This window comes from Lentilactobacillus fungorum, from assembly GCF_016860605.1.
GTDB lineage: Bacteria > Bacillota > Bacilli > Lactobacillales > Lactobacillaceae > Lentilactobacillus > Lentilactobacillus fungorum.
Window position 1 is genome coordinate 387,282 of the sequence record NZ_BNJR01000012.1, and the last position, 17,077, is coordinate 404,358.

Sequence of the window (17,077 nt, forward strand, 5' to 3'; positions counted from 1 at the left end):
TACATATTTTTTTAATTGGTGCATTGGCTTTCGAGTATAATAACCGTATTTATTTTTATCCATAGCGGCTAATGTAAACGCTTACTTTACTGAGTATGATTACTTTGTTTAAGAAATTAGTTAGTAAATAGTGATTTCAATCACACAATTTTTTGAATTTGAAAGGAGTATTGTACCTATGAAGACTAGTTTATCAATCAGTAAAGAGGCATTATACAGTGCACTTGGAATTGGCATATTCACTTTATTTTATGGATTGCTTTCCGGCTTGCTTGAATTCTGGATGGCGCCTGTGGCTTTTATTACTTCAGCTTTTTATGCTGGGTATGGGTCGAAGCAAAATACATCAGTTAACGTTTCACTTAGCTTTGGAATGGGTATAATTTGGGGGTTGATTGCATACAGCCTATTCCAAATTCAGAACATGAACATGTTATTATGGACCTCATTGGTATTTGGCGTCATGGCATTTATTGCCATTATTCTTCAAGGAACGATCCTTTCATTTACTAGAATTCCTGCTTGGCTTCTCAGTTGGGGAACGTTTATGGAAATTTCATTGAATAAACCGATTACAAACTGGCCACTTTTTGTGGTTGAACTTTCAGCATGTATGCTACTCGGTATTTATTTTTTGGACTTTGGTTCCAATCTATTTAAAAAATTCATGTATATTTGGTTTCCTGGAAAAATGTCTTCGGAAAAATCATCTATTGATGATGATAAACAAAATAGTCAAAGCTAAAAGCCCCTAAATTTGTGGCTCACGGAGTCAAAGGCTAGCTCTTATTTGTATTAAAAGCATACGATAATCATTTACTTGATCACGGGATTTACCACAACAAACAATCTAAGATTGGGTCCGAGTAGGAACTGATTAATTTCAGCTTCTAACCGGACCCAATCTTAGATTATTTTAATGATGAAGATTATATTCGCCAAATAGTCAAGACCTCACTATTATTAATTTAACGATCATTAGGATATTAACGTCATCTAAGTTGTTTCATAGTGACTTTTAAAACTATTTCGCAACGGCGACAATATTTTCATTAATAATTGTTGTGCCTTCTTCACCTGCAATAATGTCTTTAACGGCTTCTAATGCGCCAATTACTGCAGGGTTGCCAGTGTTACGAACAAAGTCAGTAGCTGCTTCGACTTTAGGCAGCATGCTACCTTTAGCGAATTCATCTGCATCAATATGCTGTTGAAGCTCATCAAGGCCAACTTTCTTAAGCTCAATAGCGTCTGGCTTACCATAGTTATAAAAAACGCCACCAACAGAGGTTAGAATAATCAATTTATCTGCATTTATTAACTGAGCAATTTTTGAGGCACTGAAGTCCTTGTCAATAACGGCCTCCGTCCCAACTAATTTGTTATCTTTCTTGATAACTGGGACGCCGCCACCACCTGATACAATTGGCACAATCCCATCATCTACGACTTGCCTAATAGCTCGATACTCATTGATTTCCAAAGGTCTGGGTGACGGTACTATTCGCCTATACCCACGACCGGCATCTTCCATTAATTGCCAATTAGGATGGGCGCTTTTAATATCAGCTAGTTCAGATTCTGTATAGAACGGGCCAATTGGCTTTGATGGGTTCTGAAACGCGGGATCATTTTCTGCAACAATTGTCTGGGTTATGATTGTTATCACATCTTTATCAATTCCTGATTTTAATAACTCTTCACGCATGGCATTCTGGAACCAGTATCCAAGACTTCCTTGGGTCATCGCACCGCAGGTATCCAACGGCATTGCAGGATTATCCGGCGTATCAGCAGCAGATTGCTGTAGTAAAAGATTCCCAACTTGGGGACCATTACCGTGAGTGATGATTAATTGATCACCGTTTTTAATAAAATTAACTAATTCTTTTGCTGTTTTTTTAACAGCATTCATTTGTGCCGAAGCTGATGCGTCTTTTGAAAGGATAGCGTTACCTCCCAGAGCAACAACAATTTTTGCCAATTTACTTTCCTCCTACGTTTATATTGTTTTATAGATTCGAATGCAAATTTTGAAGTATTGTAAATGCTGCGTACATTCCTAACAAGGTATCTGTTCCTGAAGTATGACCAAAGTCTTGAATGGCGAGCATGGCAGGTTGTAATTGCGCAATTTCCCCAACTTGGAGAACTTTTAAAAATGCGACCATCTTTTTTGAAGTGTAACCTTCAAGCGTTGCATTAATGTATGATTCTGAGACATCTGTTGTTCCGCCAAGTTGAAGTCTATGACGAACGGAATTCTGCCATGTTGTTAATTGCGGATAACGCGCTGCTGTTAGAATAGATAGATTGCCAACCATAATATCATCGCCACTTGGTGTCAGGCCGCGACCGCGTCCATATAAAAAATTTAATGTCTTAGTTTGTTCAGCGGTAGATTGGCTTAATCGAATCATATCTACCACTTTTTGCGGGGTATATTGATTGCCTAATCCCCAGTCTTCAGCAAAATTGATCACTTTAAATACATCGATGATTTGTTCAAGCGAAATTCTATCAAAAGTTATTTTAGGAAGCTGCAAATCAATTTCCACTAAGTCAGAGAGTGAAATAATCTTAATAGCCATGTTTGTATAAATAAAGAATTGTTCTTTTGTATAGAGAACTCGGTCGCCAACATCCACGTCTTTCAGTAAACTTTCCATATACTCGTCGTCAATCGTAATTCCAGTGGCCGAAAGCGATTCTGAAATATTACCGACGTGGCATAATAAATTAGGAAATTTAATGTTAAAGCTATGTTGAAACACGGTACTGACAATTCCGTGATCCTTGTTAGACAAATGGAGAGGGAGCATATTGCTCTTCTCTCCACTTACTTGCTTTTGATTATGGTTCATAAATATCACTTATTCCTTAACCAAATCTTTTTCAACTGATTCTTTTTCAGTATTATCCAACAGTCCCATACTATCGGCGTATGCAACTAATGCTTTTTCAAAGCAAGCTAATGGTGCATGCACAGTTCCAGCACCTACTTGGCCAACACCAGCGATCTTGCTGGCAATTCCGGTATTAATGATTGGTGTGATCCCAGTCTCAACAACCTTAACAATATCAATTCCAATTGCAGTTCCTTGATAGTCCCAAGTTGGAATAGTGAAATTTGGGTTGCGATCAAGCGTGATCTTAGCCATTTCATTACTAATTCGTTGCGCGTCTTTAAAACCACCAGCCCCGACAAATCGGGTGACTCCTGGTGCCGCAATCATTGCCATGCCACCGAATCCAACAGTTTCAGCAATTGCACTATCACCAATATCCGGATTGGCATCATCTTGGGTGAATCCAGTAAAGAATAATCCTTTAGGGGTATTAACGGGTGCAGTAAACCATTGATTTCCTAAACCGCTAATACGAATACCAAAGTCTTTCCCATTTCGAGTCATGGTTGTAACAACTGTCCCGTGTTTATAAGTTCTTGCAGCATCAACAACTGATTTACCAGTTGCCATCATAATGCTAAGGAAGAATTGATCGGTGTCAGCTAAAAATTGAATCACATCTTGCTTGTCTTTTTCTGGTATGTCTAATGAAACAATCAGTGGAGCAACTTCCTTAAGGAATACCAATGATGCTGCAATATTTCGTTGATGAAATTCGTCTCCCATGGTAATAGCTTTAGCCATCATAACGTTAACGTTTAAGCCACCATCAAGCTTTTTAAGAGCCTTACTTAATGTTGGCGCAAGTGTGTTAGCCATCCATTTTAGTCTATTGATAACTTCATCGTTGTAAGCACCAAATCGAAGTACTTTGCCTATACCTTCATTCATCGTGCAGTATGCGTAGTTATTTTTCAAAGTATTCTTAATGACCAGCACTGCCATATGGGCTGAGGTAATTCCGCCCATTGGGCCGACAGCGTTTACGTCGTGATTACACAAGAATTTGACGTCACCACTTTCAAGTAGTTTGCGCGCATCTGCTTCGTTATCAGCCCATCCTTCAAAGAGAACAGCACCGATACAACCGTCTTGCATTGGCTCAGTCATTTCATCATACTCAATTGGTGGTCCTGCATGTAACAACGTATGGCCTTTTAACTCTGAAATTACTGTGCCTGCTGGAACGACATCAACTAAGAATGGTGTCGCTTTTTTATATGCATCAATAATCTTAGTGTTTTCATCATTCCGTTTTTGAAGTGCCTTAACCTTCTTGATGATCTTAATCATTTTTTGATTACCACCGGCAATCGGCTTCCAATTGTACTGAACGCCAGTTCCACCAAATTTAATTACAGGATCCAAAAATTCTGCAACACCAATGTTAACGACCCGTGGCTTTGTGTAAAGTAAATCTAATATTGACTCACTTGGTGCCGGAACTTCGCGAATTGCACCCGTGTACGGCACAACCTTTTTGGCGGGCTCATTGACATCTTTACCAACCAGGTTAAGTGCATAGCGAACGGCTTGCGCATTGCTATCCAGAACAATAATACCAGCTTTTTGAAGTATCTTTCGAGCTGCATCGTAGTCTTGCGGATCTTCACGAGTTCCAACGACAGTTGCGATAAACTTAATTCGTGGATGCTTTCTAGAAGCTGTATTCACGGCATCAGCTAAGCTTTCAGCCATTGTATCGTCAGTTCCATATCCAAGAACATCATCAAGTAGAATAACGCCAGTATCTGGATTAGCTGCATATTCGTTAATCTTTTCGATCCGAATCCGGGGATCAATCATTGGGTGAGGGCGGCCTTGGGTATAGATGTCATCGCCTAAGTCGAGGACTTCATTTCCTTTTGCACGAAGAACATAGCCTTCATCAGAAATGATCCCGCCTAGATTAAGCGCTTCAGAGACCATCATGCCAGCTTCATAAGCCAGGGTGCCACCTGAATACAAACCAATGATGTGTTTACCATCAAGTTGTGGATCAGCTTCAATAAGTGGAACTTCTGAATAATAATTATCTTTAACCTGCTTGCCATTAGATAGATCCATCAAAATTCGGGAAGTTTCTTCCAGTGTGTGAGCTAAATATACTGAATCTTCATGATGATCTGGTTTTTCACCTAGAAAAATGGCAACAACAGGTTTGTCAATACTATGAAGTAAGCTAACAACATCGTCACGGACTTCTTTTGCTGGTGGCTTGGAAATAATACCAATTACTTCCGTTGGATCATGATGGGCTAATCCTACAATGGCGTCTTCCATCGTAATAGCACCAACTTTATCGGAAAGATCACGTCCCCCGGTCCCGATGGCGTGGGTTACACCTCCTCCCAAACGCTCGATCATACTGGTAACTTCTTGTATGCCAGTTCCAGAAGCGCCAACTAGTCCAATATTGCCTGACCGAACAACGTTAGTGAAAGCTAAGGGAACATTGCTAACAATTCCCGTTCCACAATCGGGACCCATTACTAAAAGCCCTTTTTTGTGAGCTTTTTGTTTCAAACGGGCTTCATCCGCTAGTGACACATTATCACTAAAAACAAAAGCATTTAAATTATGATCTAGTGCATTATCAATTTCATCAGCCGCATAGATTCCTGGCACGGAAATTACAGCCAAATTTGCATCTGGCATGGATTCCATTGCGTCATCCCAGTTTGTAACAGATTTTGAATCGGCAGCTTGATCATCGCTTTTAACTGATAAGTCGCTTAAAAATTTATCAATCTGTTCCAAAACATCATTCATAACATTTTTCTGGTCTGCATCAAGAACAATCATCATATCATTTGGTTCTGCCGCTTTTGCTTCATTTGTTAATAAGCCGGCTTCGTTGAAAATGTCCTTATTGGCATCTGTTCCCATCATAACTTGAACTTCCTTAACACCAGGCATGGAACTAATATTTTGCGTTAGGAGCATTAAGTTAATAGAGTCTTGATAACTATTTTTTCTAATTACCGTATATAGCAAAGCGTTTTCCTCCTTTATCGCGAACAATTTAACTTACGCTCCCATCTTACGGTCTTGGGGGAAATAATACATTTGCTCATAAAGATAATTTTGTAAGCGTTATTCTATCTGTATGAGATAAGTGAAATCGCTTTTTTGGAATTGATTTTTTCTTTATGGTAGTATCCTTTAAGCTAACTAATAATTTAGAAAGGAGAAAAATAAATGGGGGTTAATCTGAAAGATATTCAGCAAATCGATGCCTTGAAGAGTTCAAAACTAGTCGCATGTAGTAAAGGTATTTACAAATCCGTTGACAATATTATGATCACAGAAGCTAATGATGTTGAACGTTGGATTACGCCAAATGAAGTGCTGCTATCGTCGTTATACGGTTTTGATAAATTATCTGTTAAAGCAATTGACGGCTTCATGCAGTCACTAAACATGCACCATTGTAGCGGGTTGATTGTAAAGATATCTCGGTTCATTAACAAAATTCCCAGACAAATTATCAACGATTGTAATCGTTTTGATATTCCGCTGATCGAAATTTCTCAGGATGTTAAGTATAGTGACATTATGCTAGAAGCCATGCAACTATTATTTAACGAACGAAATCGAATACTTGATCAATACAAAACTATTAACCAACAGTTTATCAAGTTAGCAATTCAAAATAGTTCTTATCAATCAATCGTTACGTTATTAGCGAGGTTGGTCAAAAATTCAACATATATCTTTAAAATCGATAGTAGTAATAACGGCGTTGATATTGCACATAGTAAAAAGCCACAACAATCTATTCATTCTATTGACTTTGCTAATCAAAGACCAGTACCAAAGACTGAATATACTAATTGCCAATACTTCGAAGTTACCAGCCAAGATGGGACGGAATTCTTAATGGTCAAGATTCCACGTAGTCAAGATGATTTATATTTGGGAATTTTTCAAGAATATCCTTTGCAAGATATTGATTTTATGGCGATTGAAAATGCTGTCAATTTTACCCAAATGGAAGTCATCAAGCAGGCTGCTTTGGATCAAGGCCTTAGAACATATGCCAACGATATCATTGATGATTTAATTAACGGTAAAATTACTAGTGAAGAAGAGTATCAAGCAACACTAAGGCACTTCAAATTATCAGAAAATAATAGTTATCGGGTCGTGGTTATTCAAGTATTAGTGAAAAATGAAATCCAAACGGATTATTTTCGCGATAATCCAAAAGATGCGAACCGAATCATCATCCAATTCAAGAAATATTGGCCAGATACCGTTTATCGGGTTCGACAGAATCGAATTATACTGATCATTAATGATGAGCCAACCGGCAAGCTTCAGACAGATTTAGAAAGCGTTCTACAAGCATTGAAAACTTCCTATCCAGCTTTGGATTTTCAAATTGGATTGAGCGAAAGCTGTCTTCCAAAAGAATTCCCAAATCATGCATCACAAGCTTTAAGGACACTTCAGATTGCTGGTCATTTAAATAAAAAAAGCCAAGTTTTTAACTATAACGATCTAGGATTTTACCGATTCCTGTTTCAAGTTGATGATCCTGCAAAATTGAAATCGTTTGTGGCGGAGGACTTACTCAAACTGTATCGAGATAAGCCGGAGTTATACATTACTTTGAAGACTTATTTAAATCACAACCAAAACGCAAAAGCTAGTGCTGAAGCGCTATTTATTCATCCGAAGACAATGAGTTATCGGCTAAACAAAATTCAGGAGCATACGAATATCAACTTTTCTGATGTTGATGAAATTTTTAGATTAAACGTAGGGATCCGGATACTTAATGTTTTAGATGAAGAGAATATTTAGAAAGGGGCGTTAAAATTGCAAACTATAACGTATGACACGATGAGTAAGAAGATTAAAGGGTCATTTTGGAAAGCTACTAAAGATATCAATAAGCCGACTATCATTTATATTCATGGGGGTGGGTTAATCTTTGGTAATCGAAATGACCTCCCTAGAGATTATATTGATCTATTTTTAAAAAATGGCTATTCTGTTTTTGCCCCTGATTATCTTTTAGCACCGGAAAGCTCGTATCGAGATATTGTTGATTCGCTAAAAAAGGGAATTAGCTATTTTTTGGATCATTTTGACGAATTTGGTCTAAAAAACAATCAATATATTCTTTTTGGTCGATCGGCTGGAGCGTATTTATGTATGCAATTAATCGCTAGTGGGCTGTCTCCGACTCCCAAAGCACTTATTGACTTTTATGGATTTGAGAGTCTGCTAGCACCAAATCTGTTACGGCCTAATGCATTGTATTCAAGCTATCCAAAGGTTAACGAACATGAGTTAAAGTCTCTTATCAGTAATTCTCCTGTTAGTAATAGTTCTTATGAAAGTCGATTTCTAATTTATGTTTATGCACGGCAAACAGCCAAATGGCAAAAGATGATTTTTGATGATGGGGAAACAGAGATAAAAATTACTAAGGAATCATTTAATGATAAATTTCCGCCAACGTACGTGTGCCAATCAAATGCTGATCCAGACGTGCCGTTTATTAATTCAATCATGTTAAAAGAGAAACTATCTAATGCACGACTAATTCCAGTAAATTCAAAGGAGCATGATTTTGATAGAACGGTCACTACCGATACAATAAAAATTTATGAAAGGGTTATTGCCTGGTTAAGTGATATTGTAGGATAATTGAACAGCAAAATTCCCAGCAATTTCTTTTGAAAAAGCTGGGAATTTTGTTGTTAAGACTTAATTAGGCATTAGTTGTATGCTTCTTATCATTGGTGAATGTAAATAAGATAACCCCAACAAGTAAGAGGAAGGCCGCTACATAAAAGCCAATTTGCATTGAGCCAAATTGATCTGAGATCCAGCCAGTCAAGTATGGGGCAAGAATTGAGCCTGACATTCCAATAAAGTTATAAGCACTTAAGGCCGTCGAGAGTGAGCCCCGTGGTGAATTCTTAGTTACAAAGGCGATCAAAATTGGGTCAATAGCTAACTTACCAGTTAATCCATAAACGATTAACAGGACAATTAGCAATGATTTATTAGTTACAAAGGCAATTCCGAATACCGCAATCAATGAAATTGGGACTAAGAAGCCGATCATCATTTTAGTTTTCTTTAATTTATCATAAATCCTAGCAAATAAGAGTGCGCCAGGAATGGAAGCCCATGGGACCAAGGACGAAATAAAGCCAACACTGCTACCCTGAAATCCTCGTTCTACCTGTAAAAATTGGGGTAGCCAAGTTAGAATTACAAAATTGGCATAGATTGAGCAAAAGCAAAGAATAAAGGAAAGCAATAAATTACGATTCTTGAATAAGTCTTTAAGAGTAACCCTTTCTTTTTCAGCTTTAACAACTTCTTCAACTTTTTCTTTGCTTTCTTGGTCTTCTGGACGAATCACTTTTTCTTTCAAGACGATGTAAAAAAGGATACCAACGATAATAGTTGGAATAGCCATAAGCCAGAATGGGCTGGTCCATGACATTCCGTTTTGAAGCACCATATAACTGGAGAGAAGATATCCACCAGAAGTCCCAAACGCCATTCCGCTATTAATAATTGCAGTTCCTAGGGTTAAATCTTTGGTAGGGATGGCTTCCGTTGAAAGCGCGTATTGTGGCCCATAATATGTTCCTTGACTAGCACCAGCAAGAGCACGAAACAGCAGAAAGATTCCAAATGAAAATGCAAAACCACTAAAAAATGTCATAATACCTAAGATAACAAAGCCACTCATGATAATTAGTCGGCGGCCAATTTTATCACCTAATACGCCAAATGGAATTTGACAAATAGCATAGGTTAAGAAAAAAATACTATTTACCAATCCTAATTGAGTGTTGCCAATATGGAATTGGGCCCCAATTTGTTCCTGAATAGGATTGAGAATAGTTCTGTCAGCATAAATTAAGATCCAACCAATAAAACACAGTGCCACGACCCGCCACCAGTATTTTCTAGATACGTTAACCGGGTCACTTGATTTGGCTTTTGTCTTAATGGTTGTTACATTGTCATCCATTATATTCACTCCCTTGTATTTGTACTGCATATTGTGAAAATGCTCTTCAATTAGCATTATACGAAAGCGCTTTCTATATTTCGTGTGAGTTGAGAGATAAAATTTGTAGGAGTATTTATCTTGGTAGGAGTAATAAGAATAATGAGGCTTGAGTGAGTGCCATCGCTAATATAATAAGGATTAAAAGGTTTCCAATGTAACTACCTCTGGTCATAGTGGCACCTTTCTTAATTGATTTTAAGCAGAATATGTTGCCAATAATGCAGCTACATTTTGCTGTTCCTGACAAGCAAAAATTGTAGTATACAGTGATAGGTTTTAATTAAGTTGTCTTACCTACCAATTGATGCGTTGACAACTAGGAATACTGTTGTCAAAAGCTTGATATTGCCAATGATAGGGCAGTAGATAAATGCAGGTGCTTAGTAATTGTTAAATTAGGAATTGTTGACTAATTATTATGATTATTAGTATAGGAAATGCGGCCGGTAAGCGAAAACAATGGTTTTGAGAAGGCCGTTGAATTTTATCATGCAAAAAGCCTTCATTATGTTAATGGGTACACAAAAAGATGAAAATAATTTACAAAAGTAAGCAAATCAAGTATGATGTATTTGTGAATAAGATAACTAATTAATGCGGGCCAATACCGGCCACAGCGGAGGTAATCAAATGACGGATAGATTAAAAGGAAAAGTTGCAATTGTAACCGGCGGAACTCTAGGGATTGGTTTGGCAATCGCGGATAAGTTTGTTGAAGAAGGCGCGAAAGTAGTGATTACTGGCCGCCACGCCGACGTTGGTGAGAAGGCTGCCAAATCAATTGGTGGTCCAGATGTGATTCGGTTCATGCAACATGATGCGTCCGATGAAGCTGGCTGGACGACATTATTTGATGATACTGAAAAGGCATTTGGTCAGGTGACGACCATTGTTAATAATGCCGGCATTGCTGTCAGCAAGAGCGTTGAAGACACGACCACAGAAGAATGGCGGAAGTTACTGTCAGTTAACTTGGACGGCGTTTTCTTTGGCACCCGACTGGGTATTCAGCGAATGAAGAACAAGCATTTAGGCGCTTCAATTATTAACATGTCCTCAATTGAAGGGTTTGTTGGTGATCCAACGTTGGGTGCTTATAACGCATCTAAAGGGGCGGTTAGAATTATGTCCAAGTCAGCTGCTCTGGATTGTGCCTTAAAGGACTACGACGTTCGAGTTAATACTGTCCATCCAGGTTATATCAAGACACCGTTGGTAGATGACTTGGAAGGCGCCGAAGAAATGATGTCTCAACGTAGCAAAACACCAATGGGCCACATTGGCGAGCCAAACGATATTGCTTGGATTTGTGTTTACTTGGCATCTGATGAATCGAAATTTGCAACGGGAGCAGAGTTCGTTGTTGATGGTGGGTACACGGCTCAATAAGGAAAAAATAATTAATTAAGTTAGATAAGCTGATTGATCTTAAGCCCAGTTGAGGGTTTGAGATCGGTTAGCTTTTTTGCGAGAGATGATTATAGTTATATGTAACGGGTTACTAAAAATTATCCAACAAAATTTGGCAAAAGTAAGTATTTAACTAATCAAAGTTAGCTTCTTGAGTATATTTAAAATACAGGAGAGCGTAAACTTATAAAAAGGACTAGTGTAAAATTATTACCAATAATTAAGTGAGTTAGAAAGGAAAAATGACGAAAAATTATATTAAACAAATTCGAGAAAAAATCGGACACGACCCACTTATTCTTACTTTTGCAGGTGGGATATTAGTTAATGAAAATAATGAAGTTTTATTACAAAAGCGATCTGACTTCAATGCTTGGGGATTACCTGGAGGCGCATTAGAGTTCGGTGAGTCGGCAATGGATGCTTGCGTTCGAGAGTTTTTAGAAGAAACGGGTTTGAAAGTTAAGATTGAATCACTGCTTGGAATTTCTACTAACTATATAGAACATTATCCAAATGGTGATGTATCTCAATCGGTTGTCATTGAATTTATCGTTAGATTAGTTGGAAAAGAAACAACAAAATTATCTTCGGAAACGATTAAATTAGGTTATTTTGGTAAGGATAATTTACCTCGAGTTTTCAATGAGCAGCATAAAATGAGTATTCGAAATTATTATGCGGGTAATTACCCGTATTGTGATTAATCAAAAGCAATGATTACTCAGTGGTATCTTTGAGAAAGATCACTTTGATATTAAAAACAACGGCACAAGAAGGATAGTTCATGACAAAATTACGACCGACTAGCGGCAGGTTTCCATTCACAACTCAAGTCGATTACCGTCAGCGCTTACGCCACCTTGTTTTAGAGGCGTTGCCCGTTGGGGTTGAACTGGTGGCTGCCAACTTTGCCCGATCGACTGCGAGTTCTTATTGGTTGCTGAAAAAGCCCAATGACAAACGTCGAGATGATTGGCTCACCCTGCGGATTGCCACCCATCGTCTGTGGCTTGAACATGCTCGCCAGATTGAAGTTCTTTGGCAGCATCCCGGTGATTTTAATGAGCTGGCCGCTGCTATTAAGGGGCAGCTAACTACAACGGCTGTCGTGCACAATCAGTTTCAATTAACTAATCTGGATATTGCACTTTTGAGGCTATTGACGGCCCTGGAGCGGCACAAGTTAATCTGGTTCATTAAAATGACTGAAACGGTGGCTTCGGCGCATAAAGCCGTACCGCTGGATTTAAAGGCTGACTTTAATCACGCCCAGCTTTACTTGGGGGATCGAAACAATGCCAATGCATTATTAATTCCCGTCGAAGTTCCGGCTTTTCAGAAACAGCTGGCCGTTTTATATGGTCAAAATTTATTGTTTTCACAGTTTACCAAGCACGAATTAATGAAGCTATTACCAACTAATCAATGGATTCAGCCGATGTTGGCAGGGGCTTCTGAAAATAATGGTTGGCAGTCGGAAGTGACTGGGGCTTACGGTGAGGATTTTGTACAGCTATGCGACCAATTAATTGAACAAAGAACACGTCAATCGAGTTAGTTCTACCAACTTAGGGAACTAACTCGATTTGTTTTAGCATCCACGTTGAAAATTGGGCTAATCTGGGGGTCATTCCTAACTACTGGTTTCCGCCCGCTGGCTCCTAAACATGTACCCAAATCCTCTGATGGTTGTCAGCATTTCCGGTTCCTTGGGATTGACTTCGATTTTTTTCCTAAGGTTGCTGATGTGCGTGTCGATAATTCTCAGGGTTGCGCCAGTCGTGTTGCCCCATACCGCTGAAGCAATTTGGGTTCTACTCAAGACCGTATTGGTATTACTAATGAAGAATAGCAATAATTTATATTCGATTGGGCTCAAGTTGAGATTGGTTTTACCATTATTCACTTGAAACCGGTCGAGATCAATTTTCAGGCGGCCGACTTCAAGCCGGCTGCTTTTTTGACTCTGCTTTTTAATTTGCAGGCGATTGCGGTTTTGATAGATCCACAAGCGCTGGACGACCCTGGCAGTGACTTCTCTTAATGAAGATTGGTTCATGTAGTCGTCGAAATGATCATCAATAAAATAGGAACAAACCAATTTTTCAGACCGTTGCTTATTATCCACTAATAAAATGGGGCCTGCGATCTGGCTTCGGAGGATTCGAATTTCGGATTGGTTTTGTGGCAGTTTAACGCTGGTCAGATCCCAGATGACGCCAGACACTTGTTGCAAGAGATGATCCAGTGGCTCAAACGAGACCCGGAGATTGATGTTAAATGAATGAAGTGACTTTTCAAGTTGATTAGCGAGCTGTAAATCTTGGCTGATCAGTAAAATTTCCAATGGCATCTGCAGTTCCTCCATTTTAGTTAAATAGGTTACATCTTAAGTTATGCCATACTTTTGTCAGAAATCGGGGACTTTTACGTTACTTTTACATAAACGAAACTCGATATTTACATGACGTTGGTATATTAACAATGTACTTAAATGAGTACTAAAAACTTGGGATTCATATATAGGAGGAAACAGTGTTATGAAAAAAAGATCCTTTTTTTCAACAATAGTTGCCGTTGCAGCAGCGGGGGTTTTACTTGCCGGTTGTGGCTCAAGCAGCAGTTCCAAATCTAAAAAATCTTCAGCGGATTCAAACGTTAAAATTACGGCAGTTGGATCGACAGCGCTTCAACCACTTGTTGAACAAGCAGCTAGCGATTACCAAAAAGATAATAGTAAAGTTAATATCTCTGTTCAAGGTGGTGGATCTGGTACCGGATTGAGTCAAGTGCAATCAGGTGCCGTCCAAATCGGAAACTCAGATATTTTTGCTCAACAGCAAGATGGGATTAAGGCCAAAGAATTAGTCGATCATCAAGTGGCCGTCGTCGGTATGACACCAGTTGTTAATAAGGATGTCAGCGTTAATAATTTGTCAATGGCGCAACTAAAAGGCATTTTCACTGGTAAGTACACAAACTGGAAACAAGTTGGCGGCAAGGACGAAAAGATCACGGTGGTCAACCGAGCTCAAGGAAGTGGTACTCGAGCAACGTTTGAAGGAGCCGTTTTGGAAGGTGCTAAGGCCGTTAAGACTCAGGAACAAGATTCAAACGGAACGGTTCAAAAGATCGTGGCCAGCACGCCAGGCACAATCAGTTACTTAGCTTTCTCATATGTAAATAGCAAGATCAAAGCATTGTCGGTCAACAACGTTAAACCAACGGATGCAAATGTGACAACCAACAAGTGGAAGATTTGGTCATACGAGCATATGTACACAAAGGGCCAACCAAACGCAGCCACTAAGAAATTCTTGAACTACATGGACTCAAGTAAAGTTCAAGATGGCTTGGTACAAAAGCTTGGTTACATTAGTATCCATGATATGAAAGTAACAAAGAATGCGAATAATGCGGTATCACAAAAGTAACAGAGTGCGGAACCAAGCGGTTAGGAACTGTAGCATAAGTCTCCTCTAACAGAAATCCCCGGTTCTGGGATTTGTGTTAGAGGTGCTTATGCGGAAGTTCCTGCTTGGTGGAGCACGTTTCAGCTCGGCTGCCTAGAAAGCCCGGTTCTGGGATTTATGAGTGGGGTGCTTATATGGAAGTTCCTGCTTGGCGGAGCATCATTCGACTCGGCTGCCTAGAAATCCCCGGTTCTGGGATTTATGGCAAAGGTGCTTATGCGGAAGTTCCTGCTTGGTGGAGCACCATTCGACTCGGTTGCCTGAACCAGCACAATCAATCATCACTTCAAGGACGAACATTTCATTAGCAAACTTATAATAAATCAACTTTGAGGAGGCTGGTGGCAATCCAATTTTGCGCCAGCCTTCCTCAATATGACCCACAAATACACGTTGTTAATTTGACAAGGAGGCTAAGTATGGATGAGATTAAGAAGAACCTGCAAAGCTCATCGAAGGCAACCCACCAAGACTATTTTGGCAAGACCATTACGTATATCTGTATTGCCTTTGTTGGCTTGCTGGTCATTTCAATTCTCTATTTCATCACAACAAGGGGGCTGGCGACATTTACCGAAAACCACGTTAGCTTATGGAAGTTTCTATCTGGCAAAAACTGGAATCCAGGGATGTTAGACAAGCATGGACAGCCCCAAATTGGCGCGCTGCCAATGATTGTGACGTCATTTAGCGTCACGGTTCTGGCAGCCGTTGTCGCGACCCCGTTTGCGATTGGCGTTGCCCTTTTTATGACGGAAATCGCCCCAGAAAAAGGAACCAAAATTCTTCAACCGGTGATCGAGTTGCTGGTTGGGATTCCATCGGTTGTCTATGGTTTCATTGGTTTATCCGTGATCGTACCGTTAATTCGTCATAGTTTTGGTGGTACTGGGTTTGGGATTTTAGCCGGAACCTTGGTACTCTTTGTGATGGTGCTGCCAACCATCACGTCACTATCAGTGGATAGTATCAAAGCCGTGCCGATGTTTTACCGCTCAGCTTCACTTGCCTTAGGGGCAACTCGTTGGCAAACCATTTACAAAGTCGTTTTACGGGCTGCCACTCCTGGTATTTTGACCGCAATTATTTTTGGGATGTCGCGGGCCTTCGGTGAAGCCCTGGCCGTTCAAATGGTCATTGGTAATGCTGTATTGATGCCGCATGGCTTATTAACGCCATCATCAACCTTAACCAGCCAATTGACAACCGGAATCGGCAACACAACAATGGGAACCTTGCCCAATAACGCACTGTGGTCATTAGCCTTAATTTTGCTGTTAATGTCGTTAGTCTTTAACATTCTTGTGCGGTTCATCGGAAAGAAGGGGAGTTTGAAGAAATGAATCCTAAAACAAGCGATCAGCTTGCAACCGGCGTTATTTACGCGTTGGTGGCAGCCGTTATCGGTATTCTAATCTTTTTGCTTGGCTATATTTTAATGACCGGCATTCCCCATATTTCCGGGCACTTCTTGACGTCTGCCGCCCAGTCGTTTCGCGCCGGTGGTGGGGTTCGCGATCAGTTATTCAATTCGCTTTATTTATTAGTGCTAACGCTCATTATTTCGTTTCCGATTGCGCTTGGTTCTGGCATTTATCTTTCAGAATACGCGCCCGAAAATTGGGTTACCAGTTTAATTCGAACGTCGGTAGAAGTTTTGAGCTCCCTGCCATCAGTGGTGGTTGGGTTGTTTGGTTACCTTTTATTTGTCATTCGGTTTGGGATGGGGTTTTCGATTTTAGCTGGCGCGATTGCGTTGACCTTTTTTAACCTGCCACTTTTAACTAGAAGCATTGAAGAATCACTGCAAGACGTTTCCGAATTACAGCGAGAAGCGGGGCTATCCCTTGGACTGTCCCGTTGGAAGACGATTACTGGCATTGTGTTACCAGCAGCCGTTCCTGGCATTTTGACCGGAATCATCCTGAGTGCCGGGCGGGTCTTTGGTGAAGCCGCTGCCTTAATTTACACGGCTGGCCAAAGCGCGCCAACCGTTAACTATGGCGATTGGAACCCAATGGACTCTGCTAGTTTTCTAAACCCAATGCGGCCAGCGGAAACCTTGGCTGTTCATATTTGGAAACTGAATACAGAAGGGGTGACCCCGGATGCGGCTCAGATTTCAAGTGGCGCCTCAGCGGTTCTAATCGTGGTGATCTTGTTATTTAACTTGATGGCGCGACTGCTTGGTAATTGGATGTACAAGAAAATGACGGCGACAAGGTAGG

Annotated in this window: 14 protein-coding genes and 1 pseudogene; 10 read left to right on the plus strand and 5 right to left on the minus strand. The window is 39.9% G+C overall.

Annotation, left to right across the window (positions count from 1 at the left end; translation table 11 throughout):
- Nucleotides 1–178: 178 nt before the first annotated feature.
- On the plus strand, nt 179–745 hold the full coding sequence (locus tag YK48G_RS07320; RefSeq protein ID WP_203630054.1) for a DUF1097 domain-containing protein: 567 nt from the start codon (nt 179–181) through the stop codon (nt 743–745).
- 279 nt (nt 746–1,024) lie between these two features.
- Here YK48G_RS07320 and arcC read toward each other — a convergent pair whose 3' ends face one another.
- From arcC to YK48G_RS07335, 3 genes are read right to left on the minus strand one after another with little or no spacing between them, the layout of a single operon-like run.
- Nucleotides 1,025–1,984 (minus strand): carbamate kinase, encoded by a 960-nt coding sequence (gene arcC, locus YK48G_RS07325; protein WP_203630055.1) that lies wholly within the window; start codon nt 1,982–1,984, stop codon nt 1,025–1,027.
- Between the two features lie 28 nt (nt 1,985–2,012).
- On the minus strand, nt 2,013–2,864 hold the full coding sequence (locus YK48G_RS07330; protein ID WP_232365312.1) for an oxamate carbamoyltransferase subunit AllH family protein: 852 nt from the start codon (nt 2,862–2,864) through the stop codon (nt 2,013–2,015).
- Between the two features lie 9 nt (nt 2,865–2,873).
- On the minus strand, nt 2,874–5,906 hold the full coding sequence (locus YK48G_RS07335; RefSeq protein ID WP_203630056.1) for a bifunctional FdrA/YlbE family protein: 3,033 nt from the start codon (nt 5,904–5,906) through the stop codon (nt 2,874–2,876).
- A 204-nt stretch (nt 5,907–6,110) separates the two neighbouring features.
- Here YK48G_RS07335 and YK48G_RS07340 point away from each other — a divergent pair, with 204 nt between their 5' ends.
- Both YK48G_RS07340 and YK48G_RS07345 read left to right on the plus strand, forming a co-directional pair.
- Nucleotides 6,111–7,721: a PucR family transcriptional regulator gene (locus YK48G_RS07340; protein WP_203630057.1), complete on the plus strand. Its 1,611-nt coding sequence runs from the start codon at nt 6,111–6,113 to the stop codon at nt 7,719–7,721.
- Between the two features lie 39 nt (nt 7,722–7,760).
- The gene (locus YK48G_RS07345) at nt 7,761–8,573 is read left to right on the plus strand and encodes an alpha/beta hydrolase (RefSeq protein WP_232365313.1); all 813 of its coding nucleotides are present in this window, start codon (nt 7,761–7,763) and stop codon (nt 8,571–8,573) included.
- A gap of 64 nt (nt 8,574–8,637) precedes the next feature.
- Here YK48G_RS07345 and YK48G_RS07350 read toward each other — a convergent pair.
- Nucleotides 8,638–10,044: pseudogene (locus tag YK48G_RS07350) on the minus strand (MFS transporter); the annotation flags it as partial.
- Between the two features lie 549 nt (nt 10,045–10,593).
- Here YK48G_RS07350 and YK48G_RS07355 point away from each other — a divergent pair.
- From YK48G_RS07355 to YK48G_RS07365, 3 genes are all read left to right on the plus strand, one after another.
- Nucleotides 10,594–11,352, plus strand: coding sequence for an NADP-dependent (R)-specific alcohol dehydrogenase (locus YK48G_RS07355; protein WP_203630059.1), 759 nt, complete (start codon nt 10,594–10,596; stop codon nt 11,350–11,352).
- A gap of 263 nt (nt 11,353–11,615) precedes the next feature.
- Nucleotides 11,616–12,080, plus strand: coding sequence for an NUDIX hydrolase (locus tag YK48G_RS07360; protein WP_203630060.1), 465 nt, complete (start codon nt 11,616–11,618; stop codon nt 12,078–12,080).
- 80 nt (nt 12,081–12,160) lie between these two features.
- Nucleotides 12,161–12,934 carry a hypothetical protein gene (locus YK48G_RS07365; RefSeq protein WP_203630061.1) on the plus strand — a complete coding sequence of 258 codons (774 nt, stop codon included), beginning with the start codon at nt 12,161–12,163 and terminating at the stop codon, nt 12,932–12,934.
- 75 nt (nt 12,935–13,009) lie between these two features.
- Here the strand turns inward: YK48G_RS07365 and YK48G_RS07370 are convergent, their stop codons facing one another.
- A complete protein-coding gene (locus tag YK48G_RS07370) occupies nt 13,010–13,729 on the minus strand; it encodes a response regulator transcription factor (RefSeq protein ID WP_232365314.1) in 720 nt (239 codons plus the stop codon).
- 187 nt (nt 13,730–13,916) lie between these two features.
- Between YK48G_RS07370 and YK48G_RS07375 the strand changes: the two genes are divergently transcribed.
- From YK48G_RS07375 to pstA, 4 genes are all read left to right on the plus strand, one after another.
- The gene (locus YK48G_RS07375) at nt 13,917–14,810 is read left to right on the plus strand and encodes a phosphate ABC transporter substrate-binding protein (RefSeq protein ID WP_203630063.1); all 894 of its coding nucleotides are present in this window, start codon (nt 13,917–13,919) and stop codon (nt 14,808–14,810) included.
- 107 nt (nt 14,811–14,917) lie between these two features.
- Nucleotides 14,918–15,157, plus strand: coding sequence for a hypothetical protein (locus YK48G_RS07380; protein WP_203630064.1), 240 nt, complete (start codon nt 14,918–14,920; stop codon nt 15,155–15,157).
- A gap of 111 nt (nt 15,158–15,268) precedes the next feature.
- Complete coding sequence (gene pstC / locus YK48G_RS07385; protein WP_203630065.1) at nt 15,269–16,192, plus strand: phosphate ABC transporter permease subunit PstC; 924 nt, start codon at nt 15,269–15,271, stop codon at nt 16,190–16,192.
- Entirely contained in the window at nt 16,189–17,076 is an 888-nt protein-coding gene (pstA, locus tag YK48G_RS07390) for a phosphate ABC transporter permease PstA (RefSeq protein ID WP_203630066.1), read from the plus strand. The genes pstC and pstA overlap by 4 nt, the downstream gene beginning before the upstream one ends.
- Nucleotide 17,077 lies beyond the last annotated feature (1 nt).

Coding starts and splice junctions, on each gene's coding strand:
- YK48G_RS07320 (WP_203630054.1), top strand. CDS start 179: ATGAAGACTAGTTTATCAATCAGTAAAGAGGCATTATACAGTGCACTT.
- YK48G_RS07330 (WP_232365312.1), bottom strand. CDS start 2,864: ATGAACCATAATCAAAAGCAAGTAAGTGGAGAGAAGAGCAATATGCTC.
- YK48G_RS07340 (WP_203630057.1), top strand. CDS start 6,111: ATGGGGGTTAATCTGAAAGATATTCAGCAAATCGATGCCTTGAAGAGT.
- YK48G_RS07345 (WP_232365313.1), top strand. CDS start 7,761: ATGAGTAAGAAGATTAAAGGGTCATTTTGGAAAGCTACTAAAGATATC.
- YK48G_RS07355 (WP_203630059.1), top strand. CDS start 10,594: ATGACGGATAGATTAAAAGGAAAAGTTGCAATTGTAACCGGCGGAACT.
- YK48G_RS07360 (WP_203630060.1), top strand. CDS start 11,616: ATGACGAAAAATTATATTAAACAAATTCGAGAAAAAATCGGACACGAC.
- YK48G_RS07365 (WP_203630061.1), top strand. CDS start 12,161: ATGACAAAATTACGACCGACTAGCGGCAGGTTTCCATTCACAACTCAA.
- YK48G_RS07370 (WP_232365314.1), bottom strand. CDS start 13,729: ATGCCATTGGAAATTTTACTGATCAGCCAAGATTTACAGCTCGCTAAT.
- YK48G_RS07375 (WP_203630063.1), top strand. CDS start 13,917: ATGAAAAAAAGATCCTTTTTTTCAACAATAGTTGCCGTTGCAGCAGCG.
- pstC (WP_203630065.1), top strand. CDS start 15,269: ATGGATGAGATTAAGAAGAACCTGCAAAGCTCATCGAAGGCAACCCAC.
- pstA (WP_203630066.1), top strand. CDS start 16,189: ATGAATCCTAAAACAAGCGATCAGCTTGCAACCGGCGTTATTTACGCG.